Source organism: Promicromonospora aerolata (genome assembly GCF_042682255.1).
GTDB classification, from domain to species: Bacteria; Actinomycetota; Actinomycetes; order Actinomycetales; family Cellulomonadaceae; genus Promicromonospora; species Promicromonospora aerolata.
On record NZ_JBHUHF010000001.1, the window covers coordinates 3,274,478 to 3,295,824 of the forward strand.

Sequence of the window (21,347 nt, forward strand, 5' to 3'; positions counted from 1 at the left end):
CTCTCTTGCCTCCCCTCCTTCGAGACCTAAGCAGCTCCGCTTTGAGCCGGTCCAAAGCGGAGCAGCATAGGTCTCGAAGATGCTGGATGCCGGCGGCTCATCAGTAGCGCATGCCCATCAGGTCGCGGACGTCGTCCAGGGTGCGGTCCGCTATGGCGTTCGCTCGGGCATTGCCCCGGGCCAGCGCCTCGGCAAGGTGGCGCGGGCCTGCGGAGGCGAGCTCCGCGCGTCGGGCACGGAGGGGACGTAGGCCCTCCACCACCGCCTCGGTGACCACCGCCTTGAGCCGCCCCGCGCCTGCCGACCCCACCTCGTCGGCGAGCGCCTGCGGCGTCGTGCCGGTGAAGTACGCGCCGATCTGCAGCAGGTTGGCGATCTCGGGACGGCGTTCCGGCTCGTAGGTGATCGCGCGGTCGGAGTCCGTCCTGGCCCGTTTGAAGTACGCCACCGTCTCGTCGTCGGAGGCCCGCAGTTCCAGCGCGTTGCCGCGGGACTTGGACATCCGCCGCCCGTCGGCGCCGAGGATGGTCGTCGACGGCGCGATGAGCGCGTCCGGCTCAGGGAAGTACGGCTGCGCTGCCGCGTACCGCTGGTTGAAGCGGCGGGCGACGGTGCGGGTGATCTCGAGGTGCGGCAGCTGGTCCACGCCGACGGGCACGAGGTTGCCGTGGCAGAACAGGATGTCGGCAGCCTGGTGCACCGGGTAGGTGAACAGCAGGCCGCTCATCCCCCGACCGCCCCGCTCCGCCGCGGCCGCCGCCTCTGCCTTGACCGTGGGGTTGCGCTCAAGCTCGGCCACGGTGACCAGGGACAGGAACGGGAGCAGCAGCTGGTTCAGCGCGGGCACCGCCGAGTGCGTGAACACCGTGCTGCGCTCGGGGTCGAGCCCGGCCGCGAGATAGTCGAGCAGCACCTCGCGGACGGTGGCCGGCAGGTCTCCGGCGTCGTCCCGGTCGGTGATGACCTGGTAGTCGGCGACGATCAGGAACACCTCGACACCCAGGTCCTGCAGGCGCACCCGGTTGGCGACGGTGCCGAGCAGGTGTCCGAGGTGCAGCGCGCCGGTCGGGCGGTCCCCGGTCAGGACGCGGTAGTCCCCCGGCCTCTGGACGATCTGGCTCTCCAGGACGGCGGTGCGCTCGCGCGCGGCAGCGGCGGAGCGGGTAGTGCTGCCCGGGGTGGTCGGGCTGCTCGGTTCGTGCGGGGTGGCCGACGTCGGCATGGTCGCCTCGGGCATGGTGCTGACGGGCATGGGGGTTCTCCTCGGTCAGGGAGCTGCCCACGGACGGCGTCGGGCACAGAAAAGTCCCGGGCTGCGGGTGAGCAGCTCGGGACTTCTGTGCGGGTGGGCGCGTCAGGTCACGGCTGCAAGTGCAGCCGCCACCAGTTGAGCCCGTGCGTCATGGCCTCAGCGTAGGCGCGGGCGCGGTGCCGAGCAACGAGGGTCCGGCGCCGCGGAGCGGGCCGTCAGTGTGGCCGAGACCGGTCCGCCGTCACCCACCCGCCGTCGGGCAGCGAGAATGGACCCGTGCCGCACCAGCCTGACGCCTCCGCGCTGCCCGAGTCCCCGCTCGCCCACGTCGTCTACTTCGAGCCTCGCATCCCCGGTAACACCGGCTCCGCGATCCGGCTCGCCGCCGTCACCGGCGCCCGGCTGCACCTGGTGGAGCCACTGGGCTTCGACCTGTCGGAGGCCAAGCTGAAGCGTGCGGGCCTCGATTACCACGACCTGGCCGTCATGGACGTGCACCCGTCGCTCGACGCGACGCTGGACGCGCTGCCGGAGGCCCGCGTCTTCGCGTTCACCACCCGGGCGACCACCCGCTATACCGACGTCGAGTACCGGCAGGGTGACGTGCTGCTGTTCGGTCCGGAGCCCACCGGTCTGCCGCCCGAGGCGCTTTCCCACTCCCGCGTCACCGACGAGCTGCGGATCCCGATGCTGCCCGGGCGGCGGTCGCTCAACCTGACGAACGCGGCGTCGATCGCGGTGTACGAGGTGTGGCGCCAGGCGGGGTTCGCGGAGGGCGCGTGAGGGGCGATCGATCGCAGAAGTGATATTGGGATCCTCGCACGTCGTTGCTCCCGGGCACGACGCCGGAGCTCGCCACCCCGGCCTGCGCGATCACCGTGGCGGGCGGTTCGCCCACCACGCGGTCCGACGTCGGGAACCAGGTGCGGCCCGGCCGAACCAGGATGAGCATGCCGTCGATGTGCCCGGCCGGCGAGAACGTGTCCGACCCGTCCGGATAGCGACCGACCCCGGCCTCGGTGAGGCGGTCGGCCGTACCGACGACATCGGGCACGGCGATGCCCACCTCGCTCACGCAGAGCAGGTCGCCGGGCCCGAAGGGGACGGGCTGGGCGCCAGGCCCGGGCAGGCTCGAGGCCTTCGCACCCGGCGCGGGCCCGGCACCCAGCGTTGTGGGGAGATCACGGCGCGCGATGACTTCCAGCACCGACCGGTCGGGGCCCGGGAAGTAGAGCGACCGCGCGTTCCAGGCCGGCTGTGCCTCGAACTCGGTGTGGTCACCGTCGCCCAGCAGGCCGGGGCTGCCCGGAGGAAGGACCGGGCCGCGTCGAACCGGGCGTCGTCGATAAGGAACGCGTAGTGCTGGTCCCCCAGGGCGTCCGGGTCCTCCCGGAACCGGAGGACCGAGCGCCCGACGGCGACCTCCACCGCACCGATCTCTTTCCGCACCGGGAGCCCGAGGACGGCCTCGTAGTACGCGGCGGTCTCCGCCGTCGACCGGGTCACCGTGTCGACGCTCATGATCTCCATGCGACCCAGCCAACAACCTCAACCTAGGTAGAGGTCAAGCGCCTCGGCGAATCACGAGATGCCGAGGTGCACCAGCAAGGCGTCGTCGAGGTCCGCCACCTCTTCCGCGGACAACTTCCCGACGCGGTTGACCAGGCGATCCATGTCCACGCCACGTACCTGCTCCGCTTGCGCCTTGGAGTCGACGGGCAGCCCCGAGCCCGGCTTCGAGACGAGCGTCTGGAACGAGTGGATCCGCTTGACGTTGCTTGTCAGAGGCACGACTGTCAGTACGCCACGCCCGAGCCGACGAGCTGCCGCGTTGTACGCATCGTTCGACACGATCACGACCGGGCGAACCTTGTTCGCCTCGGAGCCCCGAACCGGGTCGAGGTCCGCGTACCAGATCTCACCGCGGTACATCGGACTCCAGACCGTCGGCCACCGTCACGTCCCAGACCTCAGCCTCGCCCGATTCGTACCATTCTGCGATCGCCTGCTCGGCCTCCAGCGTGAGGACCATCTGTCGAAGCGCGACGATCGCCTCGTGGACGGCGGCCGACCGTGAACCGAGACCCTTGTCCTCCACGTACTCGTCCAGGAACCGCAGGTCCTGTTCCGGGATGCTCACACTGACCTTCATACCCACCATCCTACCCGAAGTGGCCTTTTCTGAACCAGGGGTAGCAAGACCGTGACGTCGAACGCGGTGACACCTACCGCCGAACTCGTCCAGGCACGGTGCTACGGCAGCAACCAGGACGCCGACCGGCGCAGCAGCTCCTGGTGACCTGCCGAGGCGAACGAGCGAGGGTCGTGACCCAGCGCCGAGTACACGCTGCGGCCACCGTGAGTCTCGTTGACCCAGAGGACGGGCTGCGCGGCACCGTCGTCGTCCAGGGTCGTGCCGAGGACCCGCGTGCCCGGGGCAACGCGGAGGTGGCAGTACCGCTCGTCGAACGCCTCGACGGCACCCAGGCCGTCCGTGACGGGGTGCCCCTGCGCCAGCTCGAACCGGGCCGAGCCGATCGGGGGGTGCATCGACTCGCCGGGCACCCAGCGACCGCCGAGTACCGCCGCCCAGTCGGTCGCGTCGTAGAACGTGTTGGCCGCCTGGTGCAGCCCGAACACCGCGCCTCCGGCCCGTGCCCAGCCCGCCAGCCGGGAGTGGAAGCCGAGCCAGTCGTCGTCGGACCCGTCGAAGTCCGCGTCGCGGCGGCCCGAGCCGCCGTTCACGACCAGCAGGTCCACGGAGTCGAGGTCGTCCAGCGCGTCCCGGAAGAGCCCGCGCACCTCGACGGCGCCCAGGTCACCGAGGATGCCGGCGACCACGTGCGACGTCGCCGCGTGGTCGTGCCAGGGGTCCTCGTAACGTCCGCGGCCGGCCAGGATGAGGATGCGCTTCGTCGTCACGGTGCGATCCTGCCACGAGGGGCCCGGGCTACGGCACCACCAGCACCTTGCCCCGTGCCTGACCGGATCCGAGCCGGCGGAACGCCTCGACCGGCTCGTCGAGACCGTACCGGCGGTCGATCCGCGGCACCACGTCGCCGGCGGCCAAAAGTTCGGCCAGCTCGGCCAGGTCGGCGCGCTGGTTCGGGCGCCAGGCGAAGACGCCGATCCGGGTGCCGGTCAGCCGGCCCACGACCGGGCCCAGCAACGCCTTCTCCGCGAAGGAGCCGATCCGCCGGGCGATCAGCACGTATCGCCCGCCGGGCGCGAGCGCCCGGCGGAGCGCTGCAACGGACCGGGTGTCCGCGATGTCGAGGACGACGTCGAACCGCCCGTCCCCCCGGGTGAAGTCCTCGCGGGTGTGGTCGATCACCTCGTCCGCGCCGAGCTCCCGGAGAAAGTCGAGCTTGTCGCCGTGGTCGACGGCGGTGACCACGGCACCCCGAGCCTTCGCGATCTGCACGGCGAACGGCCCCACACAGCCGCCGGCTCCGTTGACCAGCACGCGTTCGCCCGGCCGGATCGGGCCGGCCGCGCGCAGCCCCTGCAGGGCCAGCGACCCCGAGTGCGGCACGGTGGCCGCGTCGTCGAACGTCACGCCGTCGGGCAGGGGCGACACGGCCGACGCCGGGACGCGGACCCGGTCGGCGAGCGCACCGTGCCCGACCGAGAACAGGTCGGCCCAGACGCGGTCGCCGGCGCGGAGGCCCGGAACCGCCTGCCCCACCTCCGCGACGGTCCCGGCGACGTCGACCCCCACGCGGCGGCTCGACGGCCGGACCAGGCCGGTGCCGAGACGGGCGAGCCGCGGGCGGCCCAGCAGGTGGTCCAGGTCCGCCATGTTCAGCGAGGCGGCCGCGACGCGGACCACGACCTCGTCCGGCTCCGGCGCCAGGTCCTCGGCCGTGGCGAGCCGCAGCACGTCGACCGGGCCGTACGCGTCCCGGACCACGGCCCTCATGGCGTACCGCTCGAGCCGACCGGAGCCCGCTCCAGCATGAGGAAGTCGGTGACACCGAAGAGCCGCGCGACCCGCCGGTCCGCCGCGGACAGGTACGGCAGCGCCTCGGCCGGCTCGATGATCCGCGGCACCACCTGGTGGGTGCGCCCCTCGACCCGCAGCTCGGCGGCGCCGGCAGCGCGGGCGTTGCGCAGCCAGTCCACCTCGAGCCCGTACGGGAGGTAGACGAGAAAGTCCCCGTCCATCGGGTACACCCCGATCGGTGTCGCGTACTGCGCCCCGGACCGCCGCCCGACGTGCCGGATGACGGCGGCCGACGCGCCGGGCTCACCGGCGGTCCGCATCTCCATGGGCCGGGCGAACCGCCGGCCGAAGCGCCGGACGAGCAGGAGCCCGCGCCGGTTCTTGGTCCGCATGGTCACCACGAGCGCGAGGAACCCGCAGAGCCCTACCACCACCAGCCCGGCAACCACCCAGAGGATCCAGACCCACATGACGTCCACCTTCCCGAGGAGACTTACGGTGTAAGCCTTACGGCGTAAGTTACGACCGTGGGCTGCTGCCCGTCAAGACTTCGCGGACGTAGGATCGCGGGATCATGACTTCACCCCGGACGGCAGGCACAGCACCACGAAACGCTCTGACCCGTGCCCGGGTGCTCGAGTCGGCGGTCGCCCTGGCCGACCGCGAGGGCCTCGGAGCGCTCACGATGCGCAGCCTGGCCCGTGAGCTCGGGATCGAGGCGATGTCGCTCTACCACCACGTCGCCAACAAGGAGGACCTGCTCGACGGCGTGGTCGACGTCGTCGCCGCGGAGATCCAGGACGCCGTCGGCGGGCTGGCCGCCCTGCCGGACGAGGCGCCCGGGTCCGCGTGGAAGCCCGCGATGCGTCGGCAGATCCTGACGGCACGGGCGGTGCTGCTCCGCCATCCCTGGGCGTCGACGGTGCTGGAGACGCGCACCTCCTTCAGCCTGCACATCGTGCGGTACTACGAATCGCTGCTCGGGCTGATGCGGCGCGGCGGCTTCTCGTACGACCTGATCCACCACGCCATGCACGCCCTGGGCAGCCGGGCGCTCGGGTTCTCGCAGGAGCTCTTCGAGCCGGACGGCGCCGCGGCGGGCTCGGCGGCCGGTGGCAGCGCCACGGCGGGAGCCGACGACGCCGCCACCGCGATGCTGGTGCAGATGGCCGACCAGGTGCCCCACATGGTCGAGATGCTGGCCGAGGTCGGGCACGAGGACGCCGGCTCCGCACTGGGCTGGTGCGACGGCCAGTCCGAGTTCGAGTTCGGCCTGGACCTCATCCTCGACGGGCTCGACCGGCTGGCCGAGCGCGAGCAGCACTGACCCTCCGCTACCGCAGCGGGTCGAACGGCCGGATCTCCTCGGGCGTACCCCCGGTGGTGATCATCGTCGCCAGAGCCCGGCCCGTCGCCGGACCGAGCACGATGCCCCACATGCCGTGCCCACCGGCCACGTAGACGCCGGGCGCGGTGGTTCGGCCCACGAGCGGCAGCCCGTCGGGGGTCACCGGCCGGGAACCGACCCACTCGTCCTCCCGGGAGTCGAGGTCGACCCCCTCGAAGAGCGCGCGGACCGAGTTCACCATCGCCCGCACCCGACCCTCCTGGAAGGGCTCGTCCGGCCCCCGGAACTCCATGGTCCCGGCCACGCGCAGCCGCCCCTGGTACGGGGTGCAGGCCACCCGCCGGGCCGGGAAGTAGATCGGGTGGTCGATCGGCGGCCCCTCCACCGGCACGCTGAACGAGTAGCCGCGCCCGGCCTGGACCTTGGTACGCACGCCGAACTGCTCGGCGAGCCCCGGGAGCCACGCACCCGTGGCGATCACGACGGTGTCGGACCGCATCCGGCCGTGGCCGGAGACGGCCAGCTCGACGCCACCGGGCACCGGGCGGATGTCCTCCACGGCGGCACCCGTCAGCACCTTCGCACCTCGCGCACTGACCGACGTCGCGAGCGCCTGGGTGTACGGGCCCGGCTCGATGTACCGCTGCCCCTCCAGCGTCCACGTCGACCGGACGGCCCGGGAGAGGTGCGGCACGCGGACGCCGTCGGGCACCCTGGCGAGCCGGATCTCCTGGCCCGCCTTCGCCACACCGCGCAGCTCGTGCACGAACGGGCGGGACTCCGGCTCCCGCTCGAACCCGACCACCCACCGGCTCGGGTACGACGTCGCGTGCACGCCGCCGGCCTCGAGCTCGTCGTACGCCTCGAGCGCCATCCGGTCGATCGGTGTGAGGGCAGCCATGGCACGGCGCCACTGGCCAGGAGTCGCGTGCGACATGAACCGGGCGAGGAACCCCCAGAGGGCGCGGTCGAACCGGAAGGGGACGCTGAGCGCGGCATCGGGGTCGAGCATCGCCTTCGGGCCGTAGGCCCAGAGCGACGGGTCAGCCAGCGGCATCGCCATGCCCGGCGTGAGCCAGCCGGCATTGCCCCACGATGCTCCGGACGCCACGCTGCGCCGGTCGAGGACTGTCACCTCCACGCCACGCTCTTGCAGGTGCCAGGCGGTGGCGAGGCCGACCATGCCGGCACCCACGACGGTAGCGGTCTTCGTTTCGGGCACGCTCGTGCTCCTTCTGATCAGGGCAGAACCTTGCAGTACCCCTCCCCGTCGAGCGGCGGATACCTCCATCGTCCGCCCCCCGGATCGATTCAGCGCGACGACGCAGTGAAGTGCGGTGGAACGCGTGGTGTGGATTCGCCGCCCGGCTCCGGACCGGGGAGGGGTCGGTCTCGGGCTCAGCCCAGTGGCTGCGCCAGTGGTTCGATCGCCGCGATCTCGTCCGCGGTCAGCGGCCCGGCCGCGAGCGCCGCCACGTTGTCCTCGAGCTGCGCCACCGACGACGCACCGATCAGCGCCGAGGTCACCCGGGAGTCGCGCAGCACCCAGGCGAGCGCGAGCTGTGCCAGGGTCTGGCCGCGTCCGGCGGCGATCTCGTTGAGCGCCGTGGCGCGGCGCAGGTAGTCGTCGGTGAGGGCGCCGGACGAGAGGAACGGGGAGTCGGAGCGGGCCGCCCGGGACCCCTCCGGTGCGGCGCCGGTGAGGTACTTGCCGGTGAGCAGGCCCTGCTGCAGCGGGGAGAACACGATGGTGCCGACCCCGAGCTCGCCGACGACGTCGAGCAGGGACTCGCTCTGCCTGCCGTCGTACGCGTCCTCGTGAGCCGGGTCCTCGATGTGCCGGTTCAGCATCGAGTAGGACGGCTGGTGGATGAGCAGCGGGACGCCCAGGTCGCCGAGGATGCGCGCCGCCTCGCGCGTGCGCTCGGGCGAGTAGTTGGAGATGCCCACGTACAGCGCCTTGCCCTGCTGCACCGCCGAGGCGAGCGCCCCCATGGTCTCCTCGAGCGGGGTCGAGGGGTCCGGCCGGTGGTGGTAGAAGACGTCGACGTAGTCGACGCCCATCCGGGTGAGCGACTGGTTCAGCGAGGCGAGCAGGTACTTGCGCGATCCGTGGTCCCCGTACGGGCCGGGCCACATGTCGTAGCCGGCCTTGGTCGAGAGGATCAGCTCGTCGCGGTACGGCTTCAGGTCGGCCGCGAAATGCCGCCCGAAGTTCTGCTCCGCCGAGCCGTAGGGCGGGCCGTAGTTGTTCGCCAGGTCGAAGTGGGTCACGCCCAGGTCGAGCGCGCGGCGCAGGATGGCGCGCTGGGTGTCGAACGGGCTGGTGTCGCCGAAGTTGTGCCAGAGGCCCAGCGAGAGCGCGGGGAGGTCCAGACCGGAACGGCCGGTGCGGCGGTAGGACATGGTGTCGTACCGGTCGTCGCCGGCGAGATACGGAGATGCGAGTGGCATGCGGCCATCGTGGCATGAGTGGCCTTGTGGTCGACACGCGCCCGGGCGGGTCCGGGCGGGTCCCGGGCGGGTCCCTTGGGTGCCCGCGGCGGGTCCCTGGGTGGGTGTCAGACGCTCAGGTCACGTGGGTGACCTGAGCGTCCGACAGGTGCGGGGGCGCTTGGTCAGCAGTATCAGCAGTAGAGGTTGCCGCCCGGGTCCACGCCCAGCGCACTCGTGAAGCGGAGATAGGTTTCGACGCGGCTCTGCACCTGCGCCGGGTTGCCGCCGTCGCACTCGATGCGGCCGTTGATGCTGCGGATGGTCTCACCGAACCCTGCGCCGTTCACCATCGCCGCGTGCGCCGTCATGGTGCCCGGCCCGTTCTGCGTGTTCCAGTACCAGAGCCCGGTCTTCCAGGCGATGGCCGAGTTCGTCTGGACCAGGCTCGGGTTGTTGAGGAGGTCGATGCCGAGAGCGTCGCCCGCTGCCTTGTAGTTGTAGTTCCAGCTCAGCTGCACCGGGCCGCGCCCGTAGTACTGGTCGGTGCCCGCCGGGCAGCCGAAGGGCTGCGTCGTGTCGCAGTAGTGCGGGTAGTTCGCCGTGTTCTGCTCCACGATGTGGACCAGGCCGCCGGTCTCGTGGGAGACGTTGGCGAGGAACGCGGCGGCCTCGCGCTTCTGCACGGTCTCGCTGCCGGTGTTGGCGAACCCGGGTACGCGCCGAGAGCGTCGACGAGCCCGGCGTAGGTGTAGAACGAGTTCCGGTTCGGGAAGAACTGGTCGAACTGCGCCTGGCTGACCGGGAAGTCCTCGGTGCCGGGCGGATCGGTCGGGTCCTCGCTGCCGCCGCAGGCGCCGACGCGTTCCCAGACTCCCCACTCTCCGGTGGTGCCAGGGGTCTCGCCCTGGGTCCACCACTTGGCCCGCCACGCGGCACCGGCGTGGGTGACGTGGTTGCCGCCAACATAGACCGCACTGCTGCTCCAGGCGGGCGCGCTGCAGTCGGCCACGGCAGCCTGGGCCGCCGGTACGGCGACCGCGCCTGCACCTGTCGTCAGGAGCGCAGCGACGAGAGCCGCGATCAGTAGCGGTGCGCGACGAGAACTCACGGGGAACCACCTCGCTTCCGGTTCGGGGCCGTCGCCGTCGACGACCTGATTTGTTCAGGAACCTAGCAAGGTGAGTGGTGGGCAGGAGTGAGGGATTCCCACACGATGACGCGGGTCGTGCGCCCAGGGGACGCTGCTGAGATCGGTCATTCCCCGGGGAGTTCAGATGACTTCGGTCAATCCCCCGGAGCCAAGCTGAGTTCGGTCAATCCCCCGGCGGCTCGGCTCAGTTCGGTCGGTTGTCTGGCTGGGCACCGTCGAGTTCGGTCAATCCCCCGCCGGCTCGGCTCAGTTCGGTCGGTTGGGATGAGATCGGTCGGTTGATTGACCGATCTCATCCCAAGTGACCGAAGTCGACGGCGCCAGCCAGACAACCGACCGAACTCGACAACGCCCAGCCAGACAACCGACCGAAGTCACGCCGAGTCCCGCACCACCAGAACCGGCTCGAAGATCGCCGACCGCACAGCCGGCTCGTCGGCGTCGATCTGCTCCAGCAGCATGCGCGCCATCTCCTCCGCCATCTTCTCCACGGGCTGGCGCACCGTCGTGAGCCGGGGGCGGCTCTGCGCCGCGACCGGGCTGTCGTCGAACCCGACGATCGCGACGTCGTCGGGCACCCGCCGCCCGCTCGTCTGCAGCACGTGGACCGCACCCTGGGCCATGAGGTCGTTCGAGACGAAGACCCCGTCGAGGTCCGGCGCGCCCGCGAGGAGCTCCGCCATCGCGGCCTCCCCGCTCTCGAACGTGAAGGATCCCTCGACGCTCGGGACAAAGGCATGCCCCCGCCGGGCCGCCGCGTCCCGGAAGCCGTCGAGGCGGTCGCGCGCGGCCGGCACGTCCACCGGTCCGGAGATCACGCCGAGCCGGCGGCAGCCCCGGTCGAGCAGGTGGTTCGCCGCGAGGCGGGCGCCGTCGGCGTTGGCGAGGTCGACGTAGCTCGCCGGGATCGCGTGGCTCGGCCGGGCGAACAGGACGATGGGGCGGCCGGTGCCCAGCAGGCCCTCCGGCAGCGGGTCGTCCGCGTACGTCGAGACGAGCAGGGCCCCGTCGGCGTTGCCGAACCGCAGGTAGGAGACCACCTGGTCCCGCGTCTGGTCGTTGTCGGCGAACATCAGCACCGGGTGCACGTCGTGCGGCCGGAGCGTTCGTACGAGGGACCCGACCACCCGGCCGAAGAACGGGTCTGAGAAGACGCCCGAGAGGTCCAGCTCGATGTCGGGGTCGGCGTCGGCGCCCGAGATCACCACGGCGACGGTGCCGGTGCGGCGGGTGACCAGGGACCGCGCGGCCCGGTTGGGCACGTAACCGGTCTCTGCGACGGCCTCGAGGACCACCTCCTGGACCGCGGGCGCGACCTTGCGCTTGCCGTTGATGACGCGGGACACGGTCGCGCGGGAGACGCCGGCGACCTTCGCCACGTCTTCGAGTGTCGGCGCCGGACGCCGCAGATCCTTGCTCACACGCTGACGTTAACAGAGTAAGAGCGCTCTCCCACGGATCCGCTGCGGCCGACATGACACCCGGTTCGGGCCGCTACACCAAGACACCAGTCGAAGCGATCAGGGACCAAATATCCCATAAACATTCAAAAGCGCATCAGAAGTTGCACCTCCGAACCCTTGACGCCTCACCAAGAGCGGGTCAAAGATTGGCGACGTAAGAGCGCTCTCCCACATCGCGACGCACCGGAGCGACGCGCAGGCAGGCTCAACGACGAACCGCGCCACCGGCCACCGCACGAGCCGGCGAGCGGACGGAGAGGAAGACCATGATCACCACCGGATCACCCGACGCCCATACGGCCCGGCTCCAGCGCGGGGTCCGCGCCGGAGCCGCGGCCCTGGCGACCGGCCTGCTGGCCGCGACGGCGCTCGTCGTGCCGGCCGCCCCGGCACAGGCCGAACCGGTCCTGCTGTCCCAGGACCGGCCCGCCACCGCATCCTCCGAGGAGAACCCCGACTACACACCCGCGAGCGCCGCCGTCGACGGCGATCTGGGCACGCGCTGGGCCAGTGAGTTCAGCGACCCGCAGTGGATCCAGGTCGATCTGGGCCAGGCCGCCGACCTCGACCGGGTCGAGCTCGTCTGGGAGTCGGCCTACTCGACCACGTACCAGTTCCAGGTGTCGGCGGACGCGTCCTCGTGGTCCACCGTGTACTCGACCAGCGCGGGCGACGGCGGCACCGACGCCTTCGCCGTCGAGGGGACGGCCCGCTACGTGCGGCTGCTGTCCACCGCCCGGTCGGGCGGCTACGGCAACTCGCTGTGGGAGCTGCGCGTGTTCGGCGAGGCCGGCAGCACGGACCCGGGCGGCCCCGGCGACCCCGGCGACCCGGGCTACGTCGATCCCGGCCACCCCGCCGTCCCGGTTCCGGACTCGGGCCCGAGCACCGTCGAGGTCGTGGGCGGCAACGGATCCTGGGACCTGCGGGTCGACGGGCAGCCGTACACGGTCCGCGGCTTCACCTGGGGTCCGGCGTTCAGCGCCGCCGACCACTACATGCCCCCACTCGTCGAGATGGGCGCCAACACGATCCGGACCTGGGGCACGGGGGCGGACACCGAGCAGCTCCTCGACTCAGCGGCGGCGCACGACGTCCGCGTGGTGATGGGGTTCTGGCTCCTGCCGGGCGGCGGACCGGGATCGGGCGGCTGCATCGACTACCGCACCGACGCGGGCTACAAGGCCGAGACCAAGGCCGACATCCTCAACTGGGTAGAGACGTACAAGAACCACCCCGGCGTGCTCATGTGGAACATCGGCAACGAGGCGATCCTGGGTCTGCAGAACTGCTACTCGGGCACCGAGCTGGAAGAGATCCGGCACGCCTACGCGGCCTTCGTCAACGAGGTGAGCGTCGCCGTGCACCAGGCCGACCCGAACCACCCGACCACGAGCACCGACGCCTGGGCGGGCGCCTGGCCCTACATCGAGGCGAGCGCCCCGGACCTCGACCTGCTGTCGATCAACGCCTACGGCGACGTGTGCAACATCCGGGAGGCGTGGGAGACCGGCGGCTACGACCGCCCTTACCTGCTGACCGAGGGTGGTGCGGCCGGCGAGTGGGAGGTGCCCGACGACGCCAACGGCGTGCCCGAGGAGCCGACCGACCTGGAGAAGGAGCGGGCGTACGTCGACTCGTGGCGCTGCCTGCGCGAGCACGACGGCGTCGCACTGGGCGCCACGTTCTTCCACTACGGCATCGAGGGCGACTTCGGCGGTGTGTGGTTCAACATCCTGCCCGGTGACAACAAGCGTCTCGGCTACTACTCGATCGCGCGGGCCTGGGGCGTCGACACGTCGGCCATGAACACACCGCCGCGCATCTCCGCCATGACCGTTCCCGGCTCGACGGCGGTGGAGGCCGGCGAACGGTTCACGGTCTCCCTGGACGTGACGGACCCGGACGGCGACCCGATCACGTCCAACGTCATGCTGAACAGCAAGTACATCAACAACGCCGGCGGCATAGCCCAGGCCGAGTTCACGCAGACCGCACCGGGCACCTTCCAGGTCACGGCGCCGGAGATGCTCGGCGTCTGGAAGGTGTACGTGTTCGCCGAGGACGGCAACGGCAACGTGGGCGTGGAGACGCGGTCGTTCCGGGTGGTCGCGCCCGAGGTCGAGGGGACCAACATCGCGCTCGGCAGGACGGCGACGGCCTCGAGCTTCGATCCGTGGAACGGCGACTGGACCCCGGGCCGGGCCGTCGACGGCGACGCCACGACCCGCTGGGCGAGCGAGTGGGGCCCGACCGGCTGGTACCAGGTGGACCTCGGGTCGGTGCAGTCGTTCGACCACCTGCAGCTCGTCTGGGAGACGGCCTACGGCAAGTCCTACGAGGTGCAGACCTCGAACGACGGCAGCAGCTGGACCACCGTCCGGTCGGTCACCGGCGGCGACGGCGGCGTCGACAGCATCGACGTCTCGGGGTCCGGCCGCTACGTGCGCCTGAACCTCACCGAGCGCGGCACCGAGTGGGGCTACTCGCTCTACGAGGTCGGCATCTACCAGCAGTGACAGGTCACCAGCCCGCACCACCACAGAAGGAGGAACCATGCGCACAGCACTCCGCACGCCCCGCGTCCTCGCGGGTGCGCTCGCCACGGCCCTGCTCGCCTCGACCCTGAGCGCGGCCGCGGCCATCGGCGCCGGCCCGGCCGCCGCCGCACCGAACACCCTGCTCTCGCAGGGCGCGCTCACCGCGGCCTCGAGCTCGGAGTCGGGAGGGCTCGGGCCGCGCTTCGCCGTCGACGGCGACCGCGCGACCCGCTGGGCCAGTGCCCCGACCGACGACGAGTGGATCCGGATCGACCTCGGCCGGTCCTACGACCTCGACCACGTCGCCCTGGAGTGGGAGGCCGCGTACGCCGCGGCGTTCACGCTCCAGGTCTCCCCCGACGGCGAGACCTGGACCACGGTCGTGACCGAGTCCGCCGGCACCGGCGGGACCGCGGTGTACGACGTCGCGGCGACCGGCCGCTACGTCCAGCTCGTCGGCTCCGCCCGGGGCACGCAGTACGGCTACTCGCTCTTCGAGTTCCAGGTGTTCGGCGACGGTGAGCCCGACGCGCCGGAGGACCCGCCACCGTTCCCCGGTGACGAGGTGACGCACCACGAGTTCCAGGCGAACTGCACGTTCTCGCACTTCCTCCCCGACGACCCGATCGTCTTCCCTGGCCAGCCCGGGGCATCGCACCTGCACACCTTCATCGGCAACCGGTCGACGGACGCCTTCACCACCCCCGCCAGCTTGCTCGAGAACCCGGCGGGGACGTGCACGGTGCCGCAGGACCAGTCGGCCTACTGGTTCCCCACCCTGACGAAGGGCGGTGTGGCGGTCGAGCCGAACATCCCCCTCACCGTCTACTACAAGTCGGGCATCGACGACTACACCGACGTGGTGCCGTTCCCCGCCGGGATCCAGTTCGTGGCCGGCGACATGATGGCGACGGTCGACGACTTCCGGACCGCACCGGGCGCCGTCGAGGGCTGGGAGTGCGGCGACATCTCCAAGAGCTGGGAGATCCCGGCGTACTGCGCCGAAGGGACACAGCTGAACATCCGGTACCAGGCCCCGAGCTGCTGGGACGGGATCCACCTGACGCCCGAGGAGTCCGCGCACATGGCCTACCCGGTCGCCGGGCAGTGCCCGCTGAGCCACCCCGTCGCCGTCCCGATGCTGGAGTTCAAGATCGCCTGGCCGGTGAGCGGCGACATGTCCGACGTCGCGCTCGTCAGCGGCTCCGACCAGTCCTGGCACTACGACTTCGTCAACGCCTGGGACCCCGAGGTGCTCCGCCGCCTCGTGGAGCAGTGCATCAACGGCGGGCTCCAGTGCAACCCCCGCGGCTACGACCAGTACAAGCCGCACCGCGGCACCGTGCTCGACGAGAACTACGAGCTGGTCCCGGAACCCGCGCGCGAGACGGAAGCATCATGACGGCACTGAGCGCACGGCACGGCGCACGGCAGCACCCACCACGGCACGCACGGCGGGCCTGGCTCGCCGTCGCCGTCGCGGCAGCATGTGTCGCCGCGCCGCTGACGGCGACCACATCACTGACGGCGACCGCACGGCCGGCGTCGGCTCCCGCGAACGAGCCGGCCCGGTCCGACGCCGCGGCGGTCGCGTGCACGGGGAACGCCGCGCTCGACCGGCCCGCCACGGCGTCGTCCACGGAAGGGCCGTTCGGCCCGGCCCTGGCCGTCGACGGCGACCCCGGCACCCGCTGGAGCAGCGAACCCACCGACCCGCAGTGGATCCGGGTCGACCTGGGCACCGTCCAGGACCTGTGCCGGGTCGAGCTCGTCTGGGAGACCGCGTACGGCAAGGACTTCGAGATCGAGGCGTCCGACGACGGGACCACCTGGCGCACCCTGAAGACGGTCACGAACGGGAGCGGCGGCACCCAGGTCCTCGACGTCGCCGGTTCCGGCCGGTACGTGCGAGTCACCGGCACGGAGCGCGGTACCGGCTACGGCTACTCCCTCTGGGAGCTCAAGGTGTCCACAGGAGACGGCGGCGGCGCCCCCGGCGACCCGCTCCCGGGTGGCGGAGACCTCGGACCGAACGTGCACGTGTTCGGCCCGGACACGCCGACGGACCAGGTGCAGGCCGCGGTGGACGCGGTCTACGACCAGCAGGAGGCGGACCAGTTCGGCGACGGGCGCCACCAGTTCCTCTTCGAGCCAGGCACCTACCCGGTGCACGTCAACGCCGGGTTCCACACGTCGATCGCCGGCCTGGGTGCCGAACCCGACGACGTGAACATCACGGGCGGCGTCTGGGCCGACGCCGAGTGGTTCGAGGGGAACGCGACGCAGAACTTCTGGCGTTCCGTCGAGAACCTCGCGGTCACGCCGACCGGTGGGGACATGCGCTGGGCGGTCTCGCAGGCTGCGCCCATGCGCCGCGTCCACGTCAACGGCAACCTGATGCTGCACTCGTCACGGTACGGCTGGGCGTCGGGCGGCTACATCGCCGACTCCGTGGTCGACGGCGAGGTCCGCGCCTGGACGCAGCAGCAGTGGTACACCCGTGACTCGACCCTCACGGGAGGCTGGGCGGGCACGCTGTGGAACATGGTGTTCTCCGGTGTGGAGAACGCCCCGCCGACGTCGTTCCCCGAGCCGGCCGTGACCACCCTGGACACCACCGGGATCATCCGTGAGAAGCCGTACCTCTACCTCGACGGCCAGGACTACGCGGTGTTCGTGCCGTCGGCCCGGTCGGGTACGCGGGGTGCGACGTGGGACGGCGGAACGACGGCGGGCACGTCGGTGCCGCTGGACGAGTTCTACGTGGCCCGTCCGGGCGACTCCGCGGCGCGGATCAACCAGGCGCTGGACCAAGGCCTGCACCTGCTGCTCACGCCCGGCATCTACGAGCTCGACGGGACGGTCGAGGTGAACCGCGCCGACACCGTCGTGCTCGGGCTCGGGTACGTCACGATCGTGCCGACGGCCGGGCAGACGGCGATGCGGGTGGCCGACGTCGACGGCGTGCGCGTCGCCGGCGTGCTCTTCGACGCCGGCGCCACGGAGTCGCCGTCGATGCTCACCGTCGGCACGGAGGGGTCGACCGCCGATCACGCGGACGACCCGATCTCGCTGCACGACGTGTTCGTCCGGGTCGGCGGGGCGCACGCCGGCCGGGTGGACCAGGCGATCGTCGTGAACGCCGACGACACCATCGTCGACCACGTCTGGTCCTGGCGTGGCGACCACGGCGCGGGGATCGGCTGGGACGTGAACACCGCGCGCAACGGCCTGGTGGTGAACGGCGACGACGTCGACGCGTACGGGCTCTTCGTGGAGCACTACCAGGAGTACAACACCCTGTGGAACGGGGAGCGCGGCCGCACGATCTTCTACCAGAACGAGCTGCCGTACGACCCGCCGGACCAGGCGGCCTGGAACCACGACGGCGTCCGGGGCTGGGCCGCGTACAAGGTCGCGGACCACGTGACGCAGCACGAGGCCTGGGGGCTCGGGTCGTACTGTGTGTTCACCTCGGACGCGTCGATCGTCTCGGACAACGGCTTCGAGGTGCCGCGGACGCCGGGGGTGCGGATGCACTCGCTGCTCACCGTGTCACTCGGCGGAGTGGGCACGTACGAGCACGTCATCAACGGCGTCGGCCCGTCCGCGAGCGGGACGGAGACCATCCCGGCCACGGTGGTGAGCTACCCCTGAGCCCTTTCGCGGGGCAGGCCTGCCCTTCGCTGGTCGAGCTGTCGGGACGCGCGTCCCGACCGCTCGACCAGCGGTGGCGTCAGGGCGTGGCGTCAGGTGAGCGTGGCGGCGCGACGGTCGACGGCTGCCTTGGCCTCGACCAGGTCGTCGCCCGTGATCTCGCGGTAGCGCTTGACCGCCTCGACCTTGCGGTCGGCGCGGATCAGCGCGTCGACGTCGGCGATTCCCTCCGGCTCCGGCACGACGACGCCCAGCTGCGCCATGACGAGGTCGAGCTTGGTCTGGAGCTTGTCCAGCGCGCGCTGCTGCGACCTTCGGTGCCCGCTCGCGGAGATCCAGTTCAGGACCAGCATGACGACCAGCAGCATCACCAATATCTCCATGGCCACGACCCTAGCGGTGCCGACGTGTCAGCCGCCGTGTCAAGGGGTCAGGTGACGGCGCCCATGTGCCAGGGGATGAACTCCTCGGCGCCGATCCCGAGGTCCTCGCTGACCGTCTGCTCGCCGGACGCGACGGCGAGGATCCGGTCGAAGATCTGCCGCCCCACCTCCGCGACCGTGGCGGTGCCGTCCACGACGACGCCCGCGTTGAGGTCCATGTCCTCCGACATCACCGAGTACATGGGCGTGTTGGTCGCCACCTTGATGGACGGCGTGGGACGGCAGCCGAAGACCGACCCCCTGCCGGTGGTGAACACGACGACATTGGCGCCGCCCGCCACCAGACCCGTGACCGACACGGGGTCGTAGCCGGGCGTGTCCATGAAGGCGAAGCCGCGCTCGGTGATCGGTTCGGCGTACTCGTAGACCGCGCCGAGGTCGGCCTGGCCGCCCTTGGCGACCGCGCCGAGCGACTTCTCCAGGATCGTGGTGAGACCGCCGGCCTTGTTGCCCGGTGACGGGTTGTTGTCCAGCGTGCCGCCGCCCGCCGCGACGTAGCCCCGCCACCAGTCGATGCGGTCCAGCAGGCGCTGCGCCACCTCGGGCTTCACCGCCCGCGCGGTCAGCAGGTGCTCGGCGCCGTACACCTCGGGGGTCTCGGCGAGCACCGACGTCGCTCCGTAGGCGACCAGGCGGTCCGAGGCCCAGCCCAGCGCGGGATTGGCCGTGATCCCGGAGTAGCCGTCCGATCCACCGCAGTTCAGCGCGAGCACGAGCTCGGAGACGTCGCACTCGACGCGCTCGCGCGCGTCGACCAGCGGCAGCATCTCGCGGACGGCGGCGACGCCCGCCCGCACCGAGGCCCGCACGCCGCCGGCCTCCTGGATGGTCAGCGACCGCACCACGGTGTCGTCGGGGATCGAGGCCAGCAGGCCCTGCTTCGCGTCGTCGGGTGGCCCGACCGTCGGCATCCCCAGGTCGGCGACCTGGCCCGACCGGGCGGACAGCGCGGCGCCCGGCACCATCTCGCAGCCCAGCCCCAGCACCAGCAGGCCCGCGACGTTCGGGTGGGCGGCGTACCCGCGCAGGGTGCGCAGCAGGATCTGGCCGCCCTCCGAGTCCGGCACCAGGCCGCAGCCCGACGTGTGCGTGAGGGCGATGACGCCGTCGACGTTCTCGAACTCGTCCAGCGCCGCGCCGGTGAACTGGTCCGCGATCATCTTCGCCGTCGACGCGGAGCAGTTCACGCTCGTCAGGATCGCCACGAAGTTGCGGGTCCCGACCCGGCCGTCGGACCGTCGGAAACCGCGGAAGGTCGGGCGGGCGCCGTCGGGCACGGGGAGCTCGGTGTGGGTGCCGCCCAGCGGTGCCTCGCGGTCCCCCTCCTCGAACCCGAGGTTGTGCGCGTGCACGTGGTCCCCGGCAGCGATGTCGGTGGTCGCGACCCCGATGACCTGCCCGTACTTGTGTACCTCGGCGCCTGCAGACACGGCCCGGAGCGCGATCTTGTGCCCTCGCGGCACCGGCTGCCCGACGGCGAGCGGGCCGGCCCTGCCGGCCCCCGACGCGGAGACATCGTCGCCCGGGCTCAGGTCGCGAGTCGCGACGGCGACGTCGTCACCCTCGCGCAGGACAAGCAGATCGACCTCTGACACCTGTGACACCCCTCTGTGTGAACCGTTTCATCCTACCGGCGGGCCGTTCCACCGCTGTTCGAGCCCTGGTCGGCAGAACGTCAGGTGATCGGTTCCTCGGGCTACCGATCACCTGACGTTCTACCGACCGAGCTCTGGCTGCCCCTGTCAGTCGGCTATGGCCGCGTTCACCTCTTCGATGAACTGGGTGGCCGCCTCCTCCGGGGTGATCCGATCGAACAGCACCTCGGTGTTGATCCGCTCCATGATGTCGGCGAGCTCGGCGGAACCGTGCGGCGGAACCGGCGGGGTATCGACGATCTCGTCCTCGATGTCCGCCATGAAGTCGGCCACCTTCTGGTCGGTGGGCGACAGGTCGCCGAGGATGCCCTCGCGGACCTCGGTGTTGGCGGGCAGACCGCGGTCGGTCAGCATGATGTCCGCCGCCTCCTGCGAGTTCAGCAGGAAGTCGACGAACTTCGCGGAGGACTCCGGGTACTCGGTGTCCGCGGAGACCGAGTAGAACATCGCCGGCTTGTAGTACATGCCGGTGCGCTCGCCCTCGGTCTCGCCGGGGAGGCGGAGCAGCTCGAGCTCATGACCGGACGAGTCCGTCAGCGCACCCAGCTGGTTGGTCCACCAGACGCCCATGGCGCCCTGGTTGGTGCCGAGCAGACCACCCTCCGGGCCGGCCGCCTGGTACTCGACGGTGCGGGCGGCGTCGGGCTGCCCACCGCCCTCCATCAGGTCGAGCGAGACCTGGAAGAAGTCCGCGACGGTCTGCTCGGAGACCCCGAGCTCGCCCTCCTGCGTGAACAGGGTCTCGCCGCGCTGGCGCGCCAGCACGTTGAGGCCGGCCTCGTTGAAGCCGTAGTCCTGCGTGCCCCACACGCCCTCACCGGCGCCCTCCGAGACGGCGTTCGCCGTGGTGACGTAGTCCTCCCACGTCCAGGTGGTGTCGTCGGGCATCTCCACGCCCGCCTCGACGAAGAGCTCCGGGTCGGCGACGAACGCGTACGCGTTGATGCCGGTCGGGAGCCCGTACTGCGCACCGTCGATCTGACCACCGGCCAGGACGCTGTCGTCCACCTTCGACGTGTCGATCTCGAGCTGGCTCAGGTCGGCGAGCACGTTCTTGGTGGCGTAGTCGGAGATGTACCGCTCCTCCTGGGTGATGACGTCCGGGGTGTCGCCGGCGGCCACCGAGGTGGCGAGCTTGTCCCAGTAGCCGTCCCAGTCGGTGAAGTCCGGAACCACGGTGATGTCGGGGTTCTCGGCCTCGAACGCCTCGATGATCTGCTGCGTGGACTCGTGGCGGGTGTCCGAGCCCCACCACGCGAACCGGATCTCGCAGGGGCACTCCTCAGGCCCGGCCGGCTCGTCGCCGCCGCTCCCGCCGATGCCCGAGTCGCCGCCTCCGCAGGCCGCGAGGGTCAGCGCCACTGCCGCGATGCTCGCGGCGGAGGCGGCGAGGCGCTTGCCGCGCCTGGTTCGTAGTCCGTTCCCGGTGGTGCTCATGTGTTTCTCCTTCGGTGACG

The 21,347-nt window shown here is 71.2% G+C and carries 20 protein-coding genes and 1 pseudogene; 6 read left to right on the plus strand and 15 right to left on the minus strand.

Features of this window, described 5'->3' with window-relative positions:
- Positions 1–100: 100 nt before the first annotated feature.
- Entirely contained in the window at positions 101–1,252 is a 1,152-nt protein-coding gene (gene trpS / locus ACFSL2_RS14625; protein ID WP_377198556.1) for a tryptophan--tRNA ligase, read from the minus strand.
- Positions 1,253–1,528: 276 nt separating this feature from the next.
- Here trpS and ACFSL2_RS14630 point away from each other — a divergent pair, with 276 nt between their 5' ends.
- Positions 1,529–2,035 (plus strand): tRNA (cytidine(34)-2'-O)-methyltransferase, encoded by a 507-nt coding sequence (locus ACFSL2_RS14630; protein WP_377198557.1) that lies wholly within the window; start codon positions 1,529–1,531, stop codon positions 2,033–2,035.
- 44 nt (positions 2,036–2,079) lie between these two features.
- Positions 2,080–2,253 carry a hypothetical protein gene (locus ACFSL2_RS14635; RefSeq protein WP_377198558.1) on the plus strand — a complete coding sequence of 58 codons (174 nt, stop codon included), beginning with the start codon at positions 2,080–2,082 and terminating at the stop codon, positions 2,251–2,253.
- Between the two features lie 70 nt (positions 2,254–2,323).
- Here ACFSL2_RS14635 and ACFSL2_RS14640 read toward each other — a convergent pair whose 3' ends face one another.
- The 6 genes from ACFSL2_RS14640 to ACFSL2_RS14665 all read right to left on the minus strand — a co-directional run bounded on the left by ACFSL2_RS14640 (position 2,324) and on the right by ACFSL2_RS14665 (position 5,668).
- Positions 2,324–2,782, minus strand: coding sequence for a VOC family protein (locus tag ACFSL2_RS14640; protein WP_377198559.1), 459 nt, complete (start codon positions 2,780–2,782; stop codon positions 2,324–2,326).
- 51 nt (positions 2,783–2,833) lie between these two features.
- Entirely contained in the window at positions 2,834–3,184 is a 351-nt protein-coding gene (locus ACFSL2_RS14645; RefSeq protein WP_377198560.1) for a type II toxin-antitoxin system PemK/MazF family toxin, read from the minus strand.
- Positions 3,171–3,404, minus strand: coding sequence for an antitoxin (locus ACFSL2_RS14650; protein ID WP_377198561.1), 234 nt, complete (start codon positions 3,402–3,404; stop codon positions 3,171–3,173). The genes ACFSL2_RS14645 and ACFSL2_RS14650 overlap by 14 nt, the downstream gene beginning before the upstream one ends.
- A gap of 101 nt (positions 3,405–3,505) precedes the next feature.
- Positions 3,506–4,174, minus strand: coding sequence for a ThuA domain-containing protein (locus tag ACFSL2_RS14655; RefSeq protein ID WP_377198562.1), 669 nt, complete (start codon positions 4,172–4,174; stop codon positions 3,506–3,508).
- Positions 4,175–4,202: 28 nt separating this feature from the next.
- Positions 4,203–5,174: an NAD(P)-dependent alcohol dehydrogenase gene (locus tag ACFSL2_RS14660; RefSeq protein ID WP_377198563.1), complete on the minus strand. Its 972-nt coding sequence runs from the start codon at positions 5,172–5,174 to the stop codon at positions 4,203–4,205.
- The gene (locus ACFSL2_RS14665; RefSeq protein WP_377198564.1) at positions 5,171–5,668 is read right to left on the minus strand and encodes a nitroreductase family deazaflavin-dependent oxidoreductase; all 498 of its coding nucleotides are present in this window, start codon (positions 5,666–5,668) and stop codon (positions 5,171–5,173) included. The genes ACFSL2_RS14660 and ACFSL2_RS14665 overlap by 4 nt, the downstream gene beginning before the upstream one ends.
- 104 nt (positions 5,669–5,772) lie before the next feature.
- Between ACFSL2_RS14665 and ACFSL2_RS14670 the strand changes: the two genes are divergently transcribed.
- Positions 5,773–6,525 carry a TetR/AcrR family transcriptional regulator gene (locus tag ACFSL2_RS14670; RefSeq protein ID WP_377198565.1) on the plus strand — a complete coding sequence of 251 codons (753 nt, stop codon included), beginning with the start codon at positions 5,773–5,775 and terminating at the stop codon, positions 6,523–6,525.
- Between the two features lie 7 nt (positions 6,526–6,532).
- Here ACFSL2_RS14670 and ACFSL2_RS14675 read toward each other — a convergent pair whose 3' ends face one another.
- The 5 genes and pseudogenes from ACFSL2_RS14675 to ACFSL2_RS14695 form a co-directional block, all read right to left on the minus strand.
- The gene (locus ACFSL2_RS14675; protein WP_377198566.1) at positions 6,533–7,768 is read right to left on the minus strand and encodes an NAD(P)/FAD-dependent oxidoreductase; all 1,236 of its coding nucleotides are present in this window, start codon (positions 7,766–7,768) and stop codon (positions 6,533–6,535) included.
- Between the two features lie 176 nt (positions 7,769–7,944).
- Positions 7,945–9,000 carry an aldo/keto reductase gene (locus tag ACFSL2_RS14680; RefSeq protein ID WP_377198567.1) on the minus strand — a complete coding sequence of 352 codons (1,056 nt, stop codon included), beginning with the start codon at positions 8,998–9,000 and terminating at the stop codon, positions 7,945–7,947.
- A gap of 173 nt (positions 9,001–9,173) precedes the next feature.
- Positions 9,174–9,665, minus strand: a complete 492-nt coding sequence (locus ACFSL2_RS14685; protein WP_377198568.1) for a chitinase — start codon at positions 9,663–9,665, stop codon at positions 9,174–9,176.
- 239 nt (positions 9,666–9,904) lie between these two features.
- A pseudogene (locus ACFSL2_RS14690) lies at positions 9,905–10,090 on the minus strand (glycoside hydrolase family 18); the annotation flags it as partial.
- A 416-nt stretch (positions 10,091–10,506) separates the two neighbouring features.
- Positions 10,507–11,553 carry a LacI family DNA-binding transcriptional regulator gene (locus ACFSL2_RS14695; protein ID WP_377198569.1) on the minus strand — a complete coding sequence of 349 codons (1,047 nt, stop codon included), beginning with the start codon at positions 11,551–11,553 and terminating at the stop codon, positions 10,507–10,509.
- A gap of 308 nt (positions 11,554–11,861) precedes the next feature.
- Here ACFSL2_RS14695 and ACFSL2_RS14700 point away from each other — a divergent pair, with 308 nt between their 5' ends.
- From ACFSL2_RS14700 to ACFSL2_RS14710, 3 genes are read left to right on the plus strand one after another with little or no spacing between them, the layout of a single operon-like run.
- Positions 11,862–14,114, plus strand: a complete 2,253-nt coding sequence (locus ACFSL2_RS14700; protein ID WP_377198570.1) for a discoidin domain-containing protein — start codon at positions 11,862–11,864, stop codon at positions 14,112–14,114.
- Positions 14,115–14,151: 37 nt separating this feature from the next.
- Positions 14,152–15,537 (plus strand): DUF1996 domain-containing protein, encoded by a 1,386-nt coding sequence (locus ACFSL2_RS14705; protein ID WP_377198571.1) that lies wholly within the window; start codon positions 14,152–14,154, stop codon positions 15,535–15,537.
- Entirely contained in the window at positions 15,534–17,792 is a 2,259-nt protein-coding gene (locus ACFSL2_RS14710) for a discoidin domain-containing protein (RefSeq protein WP_377198572.1), read from the plus strand. Before ACFSL2_RS14705 ends, ACFSL2_RS14710 begins: the two co-directional genes overlap by 4 nt.
- Before the next feature lie 92 nt (positions 17,793–17,884).
- Here the strand turns inward: ACFSL2_RS14710 and ACFSL2_RS14715 are convergent, their stop codons facing one another.
- The 3 genes from ACFSL2_RS14715 to ACFSL2_RS14725 all read right to left on the minus strand — a co-directional run bounded on the left by ACFSL2_RS14715 (position 17,885) and on the right by ACFSL2_RS14725 (position 21,327).
- Positions 17,885–18,175, minus strand: coding sequence for a hypothetical protein (locus ACFSL2_RS14715; protein ID WP_377198573.1), 291 nt, complete (start codon positions 18,173–18,175; stop codon positions 17,885–17,887).
- Between the two features lie 47 nt (positions 18,176–18,222).
- On the minus strand, positions 18,223–19,830 hold the full coding sequence (locus ACFSL2_RS14720; RefSeq protein ID WP_377198574.1) for a UxaA family hydrolase: 1,608 nt from the start codon (positions 19,828–19,830) through the stop codon (positions 18,223–18,225).
- A 147-nt stretch (positions 19,831–19,977) separates the two neighbouring features.
- Complete coding sequence (locus tag ACFSL2_RS14725; RefSeq protein WP_377198575.1) at positions 19,978–21,327, minus strand: ABC transporter substrate-binding protein; 1,350 nt, start codon at positions 21,325–21,327, stop codon at positions 19,978–19,980.
- Positions 21,328–21,347 lie beyond the last annotated feature (20 nt).

Bases quoted from the DNA above. Each gene is read 5' to 3' on its own strand.
- trpS (WP_377198556.1), bottom strand. From the start codon at position 1,252: ATGCCCGTCAGCACCATGCCCGAGGCGACCATGCCGACGTCGGCCACC.
- ACFSL2_RS14640 (WP_377198559.1), bottom strand. From the start codon at position 2,782: ATGGAGATCATGAGCGTCGACACGGTGACCCGGTCGACGGCGGAGACC.
- ACFSL2_RS14645 (WP_377198560.1), bottom strand. From the start codon at position 3,184: ATGTACCGCGGTGAGATCTGGTACGCGGACCTCGACCCGGTTCGGGGC.
- ACFSL2_RS14650 (WP_377198561.1), bottom strand. From the start codon at position 3,404: ATGAAGGTCAGTGTGAGCATCCCGGAACAGGACCTGCGGTTCCTGGAC.
- ACFSL2_RS14660 (WP_377198563.1), bottom strand. From the start codon at position 5,174: ATGAGGGCCGTGGTCCGGGACGCGTACGGCCCGGTCGACGTGCTGCGG.
- ACFSL2_RS14665 (WP_377198564.1), bottom strand. From the start codon at position 5,668: ATGTGGGTCTGGATCCTCTGGGTGGTTGCCGGGCTGGTGGTGGTAGGG.
- ACFSL2_RS14670 (WP_377198565.1), top strand. From the start codon at position 5,773: ATGACTTCACCCCGGACGGCAGGCACAGCACCACGAAACGCTCTGACC.
- ACFSL2_RS14680 (WP_377198567.1), bottom strand. From the start codon at position 9,000: ATGCCACTCGCATCTCCGTATCTCGCCGGCGACGACCGGTACGACACC.
- ACFSL2_RS14700 (WP_377198570.1), top strand. From the start codon at position 11,862: ATGATCACCACCGGATCACCCGACGCCCATACGGCCCGGCTCCAGCGC.
- ACFSL2_RS14705 (WP_377198571.1), top strand. From the start codon at position 14,152: ATGCGCACAGCACTCCGCACGCCCCGCGTCCTCGCGGGTGCGCTCGCC.
- ACFSL2_RS14710 (WP_377198572.1), top strand. From the start codon at position 15,534: ATGACGGCACTGAGCGCACGGCACGGCGCACGGCAGCACCCACCACGG.
- ACFSL2_RS14715 (WP_377198573.1), bottom strand. From the start codon at position 18,175: ATGGAGATATTGGTGATGCTGCTGGTCGTCATGCTGGTCCTGAACTGG.
- ACFSL2_RS14725 (WP_377198575.1), bottom strand. From the start codon at position 21,327: ATGAGCACCACCGGGAACGGACTACGAACCAGGCGCGGCAAGCGCCTC.